At 62.3% G+C, this 10,615-nt stretch carries 9 protein-coding genes; 7 read left to right on the top strand and 2 right to left on the bottom strand.

Going from position 1 to position 10,615, the window contains the following annotated elements:
• Positions 1-17: 17 nt before the first annotated feature.
• Both SH809_07875 and SH809_07870 read right to left on the bottom strand, forming a co-directional pair.
• Positions 18-1,550 (bottom strand): twin-arginine translocation signal domain-containing protein, encoded by a 1,533-nt coding sequence (locus tag SH809_07875; GenBank protein ID MDZ4699607.1) that lies wholly within the window; start codon positions 1,548-1,550, stop codon positions 18-20.
• A gap of 108 nt (positions 1,551-1,658) precedes the next feature.
• Entirely contained in the window at positions 1,659-2,021 is a 363-nt protein-coding gene (locus SH809_07870; GenBank protein ID MDZ4699606.1) for a hypothetical protein, read from the bottom strand.
• A 153-nt stretch (positions 2,022-2,174) separates the two neighbouring features.
• On the opposite strand from SH809_07870, the gene uxaC reads away from it, so the two are divergent.
• The 7 genes from uxaC to SH809_07835 all read left to right on the top strand — a co-directional run bounded on the left by uxaC (position 2,175) and on the right by SH809_07835 (position 10,389).
• Positions 2,175-3,587: a glucuronate isomerase gene (gene uxaC / locus SH809_07865; GenBank protein ID MDZ4699605.1), complete on the top strand. Its 1,413-nt coding sequence runs from the start codon at positions 2,175-2,177 to the stop codon at positions 3,585-3,587.
• 268 nt (positions 3,588-3,855) lie between these two features.
• Positions 3,856-4,842 carry a TRAP transporter substrate-binding protein gene (locus SH809_07860; GenBank protein MDZ4699604.1) on the top strand — a complete coding sequence of 329 codons (987 nt, stop codon included), beginning with the start codon at positions 3,856-3,858 and terminating at the stop codon, positions 4,840-4,842.
• Between the two features lie 7 nt (positions 4,843-4,849).
• The gene (locus SH809_07855; GenBank protein MDZ4699603.1) at positions 4,850-5,383 is read left to right on the top strand and encodes a TRAP transporter small permease; all 534 of its coding nucleotides are present in this window, start codon (positions 4,850-4,852) and stop codon (positions 5,381-5,383) included.
• Between the two features lie 13 nt (positions 5,384-5,396).
• Positions 5,397-6,692 carry a TRAP transporter large permease gene (locus SH809_07850; GenBank protein MDZ4699602.1) on the top strand — a complete coding sequence of 432 codons (1,296 nt, stop codon included), beginning with the start codon at positions 5,397-5,399 and terminating at the stop codon, positions 6,690-6,692.
• The gene (locus tag SH809_07845) at positions 6,692-8,224 is read left to right on the top strand and encodes a tagaturonate reductase (GenBank protein ID MDZ4699601.1); all 1,533 of its coding nucleotides are present in this window, start codon (positions 6,692-6,694) and stop codon (positions 8,222-8,224) included. Before SH809_07850 ends, SH809_07845 begins: the two co-directional genes overlap by 1 nt.
• A gap of 43 nt (positions 8,225-8,267) precedes the next feature.
• Entirely contained in the window at positions 8,268-8,924 is a 657-nt protein-coding gene (eda, locus tag SH809_07840; protein MDZ4699600.1) for a bifunctional 4-hydroxy-2-oxoglutarate aldolase/2-dehydro-3-deoxy-phosphogluconate aldolase, read from the top strand.
• A 436-nt stretch (positions 8,925-9,360) separates the two neighbouring features.
• Positions 9,361-10,389, top strand: a complete 1,029-nt coding sequence (locus SH809_07835; GenBank protein ID MDZ4699599.1) for a sugar kinase — start codon at positions 9,361-9,363, stop codon at positions 10,387-10,389.
• Positions 10,390-10,615 lie beyond the last annotated feature (226 nt).

The raw sequence follows: 10,615 nt of genomic DNA, 5'->3' as shown, positions 1-10,615 counted from the left end.
GGCACAGACGGCGTTGTTTACGGCGGTGTAGCTCGCTTCGCTCGCGGTCGGGAGATTCCGACCGCGAGCGAAGCGAGGTACACCGCCGTAAACCACGCCGTCTGTGCCGGCGGCAGGGGCAATGGGGCGGCGACTTTTTCGATCGGGACGCCCTCGTTGAGGATCACCACCTCGGCGAACATCTCACTGAGCGTGGTGCGGCCCTCGGCCACGAGGAAGGCCTCCAGGTGATCCGGACCGGTGGAGTCGAACAGGATCATGGCGCCGTTCTGCCGTGCGTACATCGCGGGGACTACATCGCCGTTGCGACTGATGGAGCCGAAGAGGCCGGCGGTGTCGCGGATGCCTGTGACGCCGTCGTATACGCCGATCCACCGGCGCAGTGTCTGCCGATCCTGGGAGTCGGCCGCGAAGAGGCGAAGCGCGGCGGCGAGGGCGTCGACGGTGACGACGGCCTGCCGGCTGCCCTCGAAACGCTTGCCCGAGGCCAGCGCGCTGAGGCCATTTTCTTCCTCAAACGTCCCATCGATGTCCGGGCCGCCGGAGTAAATGCCAGGCAGATTGCCGAATCGGGCGGTATCGAGGTAGGCGTACAGGGCGTTGTAGAGGCCGTTCTGCATCGATGGGCTGAGGGCCGTCTTCGGCAGGGCGAGCAATGGATGGAAGTACTGGTAGCCGCTGCCGTTTTTCGCGAGGGGGGCCGCCAGTGTGATCAGGGCCGTGAAGGCATCCTTCATCGTGTCGGTCGGGACGCCGGCCGGGTCGATGAGCACGCTCCATGCTTCCTGGCCGATGGCCGGGTCGTTCAGGAGGGTCGAGTGGCCGATGAAGTAGCTCAGTACAAACGCGATTTCGGCGTAGAACTCCTCGAACAAGAGGTCGACGCGGCCAGTCCCAACATCCGTCGAGATGGCGTTCCCCGTCGTTGCAAGCAGGAGTTCGTTCTGGACGAAGTAGTAGTTGTAGCCTTCGGCCTGGTTCTGCAGGAACTGAATCGCCTTCGCGGCAAGCGGAGTCCCCGAGTAGGCCTGGGCCACCATGGCGACACGCGCCGAGAGGCTCGCGTTGGGCTGGATCTCGAAGTCGGCCGAGTTTTTCTCGAAGCCGACGCTGCTGCTGTTGAAATCGAGCGCCGGCAACAGCCCACGGTACTTGATGAACGACGCGCCATCTTCCTGTGCGAGCAGCAGGTGGTCGACGATCGTTTCGAGCGTCACGGCATCGTCTACGTCGATCAGGCGCTGGATCCGATAGGCGATGGCGATAGGATCCGTGGTGCCCGAAGGCACGCCGCTCATGATCGAGCTATGGGGGAACTGCGTGTTGGAGTCGATCGCGATATCGTAGTAGGCCGAGTTAAAGGTCACGAAGTCCGCCTCCGTGATTTCGGGTCCTTCGTAGATCTCTAACGGATCTTCTTCGGTGACGTCGCAGCCAAAGAGGCCAAGTGCAACGGAGGCGCCTGCGGCAGCCTTTAGGAAATGCCGGCGATTCCAGCCGGCGGGAGCGGGGGAGGTGCGGTAAGCCGCAGGGAGATGGATGCGTGGCATGGCTAGATGGGTGCCTGATGGATAAATCACTTGCACCTATCTAAAGCTTTACTTCAACTAAGTTCCCGAACCGTATGGTATCGCCATGTAAAAGGAAAGGGTAGGAGATCAGGCGGCCAGGCGGCCATACGCGCCCAGGTCGAAATCCCGCACGAAATGCTGGAGAAGGGCCGGCAGGGCCACCACATAGCGGCTCGCGCCAACCTGGCGTACGCCCGTGTGCCAGACCCCGGCCACTCGGCTGGCCATGTTCGATTCGGTAAAGCAGATCCCATCTACACCGACAAATCCACCAAGCGCAACAGCGAGCGGACAGGATGAGGCGTTTCTTCTGGCGCCGGCGGGGAGCCGGCTGAGTTCTGGAAGGCCGAGGGAGGCGCGTGCGCTGTTGACCTCGTTTAACACCAGTTCCGGATTGGGGCGGAAGGGGCGGACGAGGAAGGCGGTGATCGCTTCGATGAGCTTGTTCATGCTCGGGGGCGGTTCTGTCGTGAGACCAGCGGTGGGTAGTGGGTGTATCGGCCGGCCGAGGATGAACTTAAATGCATTTTCCCTCCGCAGGGCGCGAAGAAAAAGCGCCGTTCGAACGTTGCATCGGTTAACGTCAAAAAACGCATCGCTCCCATGTCTCCCCTCGTACTCCACGAAGACCGCTTTTTTGATCCCGATCCCACGCGCCGCGCGATCGCACGCACGCTGTACGAAGACGTCCGCCACCTGCCGATCGTGGGGCCGCACGGTCACGTCGATCCCCGCATTCTGGCCGAAGATGAGCCGTTCCCCGAGCCGGCGTCGCTGATCATCGTGCCGGACCATTACATCTTCCGGATGCTCTACTCGCGAGGGGTGCGGATGGAGGATCTGGGTATCCCCGCCCGCGACGGCGCGCCGGTCGAGACCGATCCTCGGGCCATCTGGAGGCGCTTTGCCGAGCGATTTTACCTCTTCGCCGGCACCCCCACGGGCGCCTGGCTCAACCACCAGTTCTACGACGTCTTCGGCATCCGGCACCGGCTCGACGGCGACTCGGCGATGTATATCTACGACCAGATCGCCGAATGCCTCCGGTCGCCGGAGTTCCGCCCCCGCGCTTTGTTCGACCGGTTCAATATCGAGGTGCTCACCACCACCGATGCCGCTAGCGATGATCTTCGGCACCACGAGGCCATCCGTCGCTCCGACTGGAACGCCCGCATCATCCCATGCTTTCGTCCGGATGCGGTGCTGCGAATCGCGGCGCCGGCGTGGCGCACGCATATCGCCGCCCTGGAAACAGCCTGTGGCCGCCCCATCGAAACCTACGCCGCATTCATCCAGGCGCTGGAGGATCGGCGAGCGTTTTTTAAGGAGAGGGGCGCGGTGTCCACCGATCACGCGGTGGTCGAACCGTACACCTGCCGTCTACCCGATGCCGAGGCCGGCCGCCTCTTCCAGAAAGCCCTCGCCGGCGCCGCCGACGCCCCCGACGCGTATCATTTTCAGGCCCACATGCTCATGGAAATGGCCCGGATGAGCATCGACGATGGGTTGGTGATGCAGATCCATCCCGGGTCGTACCGGGATCACCACCATGCCGTGGCGGACCGGTTTGGGGCGGACAAGGGGTGCGACATCCCCGTCGCCACCGAGTACACGCGTAACCTACACGCGCTCCTCAACGCCTACGGCGGCGATCCACGGCTGACGGTGGTCCTGTTTACGCTGGATGAGACGACCTACTCGCGCGAGCTGGCGCCCCTCGCCGGCTACTATCCGGCCCTGCGCCTCGGGCCGGCGTGGTGGTTCTACGACAGCATCGAAGGCATGACGCGCTACCGCCAACTCGTCACCGAAACCGCCGGCTTTTATAATACCGCTGGTTTCAACGACGACACCCGCGCCTTTGCCTCCATCCCCGCGCGGCACGACCTCAGCCGGCGCGTCGACGCCAACTTCCTCGCGGACCTCGTCGCCCGCCATGTCATCGACCTCGTCGACGCCCGCCCCATCGCCCGAGCCCTGGCGTACGACCTGGCGAAGGAGACGTACAAGCTGTAGGTTCAAGGTTCGAGGTTTAAGGTTCAAGGCATTTGTATATGAAGGCCGAAGCTCCTTAAGAAACCGTTGAGATTTGTCTATCGCAGAAGGAGCAAGTCATCCCCCGGCTTTGACCGGGGGATGACTGTGCCTTGGGTTGTGGAAATCCCAACAGTCTCTAAACCCCGAACCTTGAACCTTAAACCCTTCCGCCTTAAACCCTTCCGCCTTGACTCCCTCCGGGCCAGCGCCTAAACTCCACCGTCCGTCCCATCTGTCTCCATCCCCCATGAAGCGCTTTTCTATTCTTGGCTGGCTTTTCGTATGCCTGGTCCTGGGGGGAGGGATGGGGTGCGGATTAAAGAGCGATGTGACGGTGGTGAAACTCGGGCACGGGCTGGATCCCTCGCACCCCGTCCATCAGGGGATGACCTTCATGGCCGAGAAAGTGACGGAGAAGTCGGCCGGCCGGATGCGGATCGATATCTACCCCAGCCAGCAACTGGGCACCGAGCGCGAGTTGCTGGAGCTGCTTCAACTGGGCAGCCTCGGGATGACGAAGGTGACCGCCGCGGTCCTCGAGAGCTTTGCGCCCCAGTACAAGGCCTTCAGCGTCCCGTACCTGTTTCGGGACCGGGACCATCATTTTCGGGTGCTTGAAGGGGAGATCGGCACCGAATTGCTCCTGGCCGGCCAGGCCTACTGGCTGCGCGGACTCGCCTATTACGACGCCGGCAGCCGGAGCTTCTACACCAAATCAGCCCCGATTCATTCGCCGACGGACCTCGTCGGGCTAAAGATCCGCACGCTCGAGAGCAAGACGCAGGTCGACATGCTCCAGGCCATGGGCGGCTCGGCCACGCCGATTTCCTGGGGGGAGCTCTACACGGCGCTGCAGCAGGGCGTCGTAGACGGCGCCGAGAATAACCCGCCTTCGTTCCTCACGGCCCGACACTACGAGGTATGCAAGTATTACTCCCTCGACGAGCACACCACCATACCGGATGTGCTGCTGATCAGCACCATCGTCTGGGAAACGCTCACGCCGCAGGAGCAGGCCTGGTTGCAGGAGGCCGCGGACGAGTCCGTTCAGTACCAGAAACAACTCTGGCAGGTCGCCAGCGATGCGGCGCTCGAGGAGCTTGCGAATAACGGTGTCGAAATCGTTCGCCCCGACAAAGCGCCCTTCGTCGCTTCGGTGCAGTCGGTCTACGAATCCTTCCGCGCCGATCCGGTGCTGTACGATTTGATTCAGCGCATTCAACAGACGCCTTGAGCAGAGTATGCACGCACTCAAAACCGCCATCGATCGCGCCCTCGCCGGCTTGCTCGTCGTACTGATGGGGCTGCTGGTGGTGGATGTGTTGTGGCAGGTGTTCTCGCGGTATGTGCTCGGGGCGCCCAGTTCGTTTACGGAGGAGCTTGCCCGGTTTCTGCTGATCTGGGTAGGGCTGCTCGGCGCGGCCTATGCCTCGGGCCGGCATATGCACCTCGCCGTGGATGTTCTACCAGGCCGCCTCTCGGGGAATCGGCGGCAGTATCTGGAGATCCTGATTCATGGCCTTGTGCTGATTTTTGTGGTGTTGGTGATGGTGTATGGCGGGTCGCGGTTGGTCTGGGTGACGCTGTACCTGGGTCAGACGGCGGCGGCGCTGCGGATGCCGCTGGGGTATATCTATATCGTATTGCCTCTGAGCGGGTTGTTGATTGCGTTTTACACCACGATTGCGTTGGGTAATGCCTGGAGGGCGCTTTCCGGCCGGCCACCGCTGTCTGCGGATGCGCCAGGGGAGGGCACGTTGCTGGACGTCGACTGAAACGGTTCGCCTCATGGATTGGATAGAAGTGCTGGTGCTCGTCCTTAGCTTCGTGGTGCTGCTCGGGCTCGGTGTGCCCATCGCGTTCGCCATCGGGCTGTCGACGGTCGCCACGATGCTGCTGGCCATCCAGGTGGATCCCTCGTTCACTACCATGGCGCAGCGGATGGCCACCGGTCTCAACAGCTTCGCGCTGCTGGCCATCCCGTTTTTTATCCTCGCCGGCCAGCTCATGAACCGGGGCGGCCTGGCGCGCCGGCTGATCGATTTCGCCAAGTCGCTTCTGGGTACCCTACCTGGCGGCCTCGCCCACGTCAATATCGTCGCCGCCATGCTGTTTGGCGCCATTTCGGGCTCGGCCGTGGCCGCTGTGTCCGCGATTGGCGGCGTGCTGGGTCCGAGGATGCAGGAGGAGGGCTACGACCGCGAATTTGGCGCGGCGGTCAACATCACGGCCGCCACGACGGGGATGCTCATTCCGCCGAGCAACGTGTTGATCGTGTACTCGCTGGCGAGTGGGGGAGTGTCCATCGCGGCGCTTTTCCTCGCGGGCTATCTGCCCGGCTTGCTCGTCGGTCTGAGTTTGATGGTGGTCACCGGGGTGATCGCGGTCCGTAAGCGCTACCCCATCTCGGGGCGCAGTAGCCTGGGTGAGATCGGACGCCGGCTCCTGGAGGCGATCCCCAGTCTGTTGCTGATCATCATCGTCATTGGCGGCATCATCGGCGGGGTGTTTACGGCCACCGAGGCGGCGGCGGTGGCTGTTCTCTATGCGCTGGTGCTTGGGTTCGTTTACCGGGAAATCGGTTGGGTCGACCTGCCGAAAATCTTCGTCGACAGCGCCGCGACTACCGGGATCGTCATGCTGCTGATCGGGACGTCCATCGGGATGTCGTGGATCATGGCCTTTGAGAATATCCCCCAGAACGTCACCGCCGCATTGATCGGGCTGACGGACAATAAGATCCTCATCCTCCTCATCATCAACCTGATCCTCCTGGCCGTTGGGACCTTCATGGACATGACGCCGGCGGTCCTCATCTTCACCCCCATCTTTCTTCCCGTCGCCACGGAACTGGGGATCGACCCCATCCACTTCGGGATCATCATGGTGCTCAACCTCTGCATCGGCCTCTGCACGCCGCCCGTGGGGAGCGTGTTATTCGTGGGCGTCGGCGTGGCGCAGACGACCATCGCGCGCGTCATCCGGCCGCTCCTGCCCTTGTTCATCGCCATGCTGGTCGCGCTGTTTCTCGTAACCTATATCCCGGCCATCAGCCTGTGGCTGCCGGGGGTGTTTGGATTTTGATGATGACATTGCCTGCGCTGAGTCCCTCGCTGCTGGCCGATACGGCCTTTCGTTCACGCTCGGTGCATCCCCTTCCCGAGCCCTCGCTACTCGATCTTCCCGAGAAAGTCGTCCAATTTGGGACGGGGAGTTTTCTGCGGGCTTTCGCGGATGCCTTCATCGACACCGCCAACCGGGCCGGCGTCTTTGGCGGTCGCGTCGTGATGGTGGGCTCCACGGGCAGCGGGCGGACGGACACGCTGGCCGAGCAGGGGGGGCTCTACACGCTTCGCCTCCAGGGGCTAGAGAACGGCGTGCCGGCGGAATCCTTTACTGTCATCGCATCGGTGAGCCGGGCGCTCTCGGCCGCGGAAGACTGGCCGGCCGTGCTCGCCTGCGCGCACAACCCGGCCATCGAGTTGGTGATCTCCAATACGACCGAGGTGGGGATCGCGTACGACCCCGACGACCGACCCGGGCCCGCCGCGCCGCGCTCCTTTCCGGGTAAGCTCACGGCCTTTCTGTTTGAGCGGGCGCGTGCATTCGATTTCGATCCAGCCCAGGGCGTCGTCGTCCTGCCCTGTGAATTGATCGAGCGCAACGGGGGCACCCTGAAAGGCATCGTGCTTCGCCTGGCGGCGGAGTGGGGGCTGGGGGAGCAATTTGCCGGCTGGGTCGAACACGCCGTGCCGTTTTGTGATACGCTCGTCGACCGCATTGCCCCCGGGGTCCCGCGTGGTGACGATCTCGCTGCCCTCGAAACGCGTCTCGGCTACCGGGATGCCCTGCTGACCAGCGCTGAAGTCTATCGCCAGTGGGCCATCCAGGCGCCTGCCGACGTGCGTCCCCGCCTCGGCTTCGCCGGGGCCGACCCCGGCGTGGTGCTCACGGATGACATCACGCCCTATCGCGAACGCAAGGTTCGGATTCTAAACGGGGGCCACTCGGTAAGTGTGCCGGTGGCGTTTCTGGCCGGGCGGACTACCGTCATCGAAATGATGGACGACCCGGCGCTGCGCGCGTTCGTCGAGGGCGTCATCCAGGAAGAGATCGTCCCGAGCCTCGATGTGCCGGAGGCCGAGGCGTTCGCTCGCGATGTGATCGATCGGTTCAGCAATCCGTATCTGCGCCACCGGCTAATCGACATCACGTTTCAGTCGACGTCCAAGTGGCGAATGCGCCTCGTGCCGTCGATCCAGCGATATTACGCGAAATTCGGCCGGCCGCCCCGGCGTATCGCTTTCGGGTTTGCCGCCTACCTCCGGTTCATGCGCGCCACGTCCGTTCGCGACGGGAAGTATTTTGGTGAGATGAACGGCGTCGAGTACCCGATCAACGACGACCAGGCCGCTTTTTTCCACGCTCTCTGGCGCGATGCACCCGATGTAGAGACGCTCGTCAGGCAAGCGGCCGGCCATGAGGCGTTCTGGGACCTCGATCTCAATCAATTCGAGGGATTCTCCCGGACCGTCACCGGCTACTTGTCCAGCATAGAAGAGATCGGCTGCGCGCCAGCCCTGCAAATACTCGCCCCCCCTTCACACCCCACCTGAACTCCACACTTTGCACTTTTCACTTTTCACTTTTGCCTTCCTCATGTCGAGATCTTCAATTGTTCAACGCATCGTCGCCGACGGCGCCGTCGCCGTCATCCGGGCCGATAATCCGGACAAGCTGAAACACATCATCGACGCCCTGCGCAAAGGCGGCATGTCCGCCATCGAGGTCACGATGACCGTGCCGCGTGCGCTCGAAATCATCGAAGCCACGGCCCGCAGTCTGGGGGACGAGATCGTGCTGGGTGTCGGCTCCGTGCTGGATGCCATGACGGCGAGGATGGCGATCAACGCCGGCGCCCGATACGTCGTCTGCCCCGTGTTTAAGCCGGAGATCGTCGAGACGGCCCATCGCTACGACCTGCCGGTCATGCCGGGCTGTTTCACCCCCACCGAGATCCTCGCCGCGCACGAGGCCGGCGCCGATGTCGTCAAGGTGTTTCCGGCGGATATCCTCGGGATGCCCTTTTTTAAGGCCGTCAAGGCCCCGATGCCGCACCTCCAGATGATGCCAACGGGTGGTGTGACGCTGACCAATGCCGGCGACTGGCTCAAGGCCGGCGCCTGCGCCGTCGGAATCGGCAGCGCCCTCCTGGACAGCAAAGCTATCGCCGAGGGCCGGTATTCGGTACTCACCGAAAACGCCCGTATCCTGCTGGACACCATCGCGGCGAGCCGATCAGCGACTAGCGATTAGCGATTAGCGACTAACGATTAGCGATTAATGCGAATCAGGAGTTGAGGCCGTATCAAATGAATGAATCTAACTGGCAATCCCCCCATTCTTCGTCTTCCCCAACTCGATTGGGGATCCATAGGCGGCTGATCGCATGTAGCCGGGCATCAAGGGGGCTGAAGGAAAACAGGAGCACCAACCTATTCAAGCTGCGTTTCGGGTACTACGGGCGTGCTACTATCGCCCTTTATGACGCATATGCTGCATTTTCATGCTTCCATGGATCCCCAATCAAGTTGGGGAAGACGACCCTGGAGCGTGCGGCGGAAGCCAGTATGCGCCGTATTTCAACTCCTGATTCGCATGATTAGCGATTAGCGATTAAACGAATAACAAAGGGCAATTTCTCGACAGTAGAGCCCCATTTTGCATTTTTCACTTTGCCTTTTGAATTTCTATGAAAGTTGTTTCGTTCGGAGAGATCATGCTCCGCCTCACTACCCCGGGATTCACACGATTTGTCCAGAGTGATCGCTTCGAGGTCGTGTACGGTGGGGGAGAAGCCAACGTGTCCGCGGCGCTGGCCGGCTTCGGACTCGAAAGCTTCTACGTCACCAAACTGCCGAAACACGAGATCGGACAGGCGGCGGTCAATCACCTGCGCCGGTTCGGGGTGAAGGACGATTATATCGTCCGCGGCGGCGAGCGGATCGGGCTTTATTACCTGGAGACCGGCGCAAGCCAGCGGTCATCAAAAGTCATTTACGACCGGGCCCACTCCGCGGTGAGCGAGATGGACGCGGCCGAAGTGGACTGGGGGCGCGTGTTCGAGGGCGCGCGTTGGTTTCACTGGACGGGCATCACGCCGGCGCTGGGTGTGAAGGCTCAGGAGAGCCTCGTGGTGGCCTGTAAGGCGGCGCGGGCGGCCGGCGCCACGGTCAGTTGCGACCTGAACTTCCGCGCCAAGTTGTGGACACCCGCCGAGGCGCAAGCCGTGATGGTGCCGCTTATGGCATACGTTGACGTGTGCATAGCCAATGAGGAAGATGCGGAGCTGAGCCTGGGGCTCAAGGCCGGCCATACGGACGTCGAGGCCGGCGCGATCGACGAGGCCGGCTACGAACGGGTGGCGAAGACCCTGAAGTCGACGTACGGCTTTAAAACGGTCGCGATCACCCTCCGCGAGAGCCACTCCGCGTCCCGCAACGGCTGGAGTGCCCTTATGCTCGATGATCGGGATTGTCAGACCCCCCAGCGCTCGAAACGATACGACATCCAGATCGTCGACCGCGTCGGGGGGGGCGACAGCTTCGCCAGTGGGTTGATCTACGGACTGCTCACCGAAAAAGACACCCGCCAGGCGCTCGAATTCGCCGTCGCCGCGTCGTGCCTCAAGCAAACCATCCCCGGCGACTTCAACCTCGTCAGCATCGATGAAGTCCGCAAACTCGCGAAAGGCTCCGGCTCCGGGCGGGTGGAGCGGTAGGGGTTACAGGATTCAGATTAAAGGTTGCAGGGTACAGGTTGCAGGTTAAAGGACAAAATCATGCGAATCAGGAGTTGAGGCCGTATCAAATGAATTAATCTGACTGGCATTCCCCCTTTCCTCGTCGTCCCCCGGTCAAAGCCGGGGGCAGGCTCCCAACTTGATTGGGGATCCATAGGCGGCTGATCGCATGCAGCCGGGCCTTATGGAGGCTGCAGGAAGACAG

Source organism: Rhodothermales bacterium (genome assembly GCA_034439735.1).
GTDB lineage: Bacteria > Bacteroidota > Rhodothermia > Rhodothermales > JAHQVL01 > JAWKNW01.
Note: the sequence above shows the minus strand (reverse complement) of the source record. Positions and strands in the feature narration are given on the sequence as shown.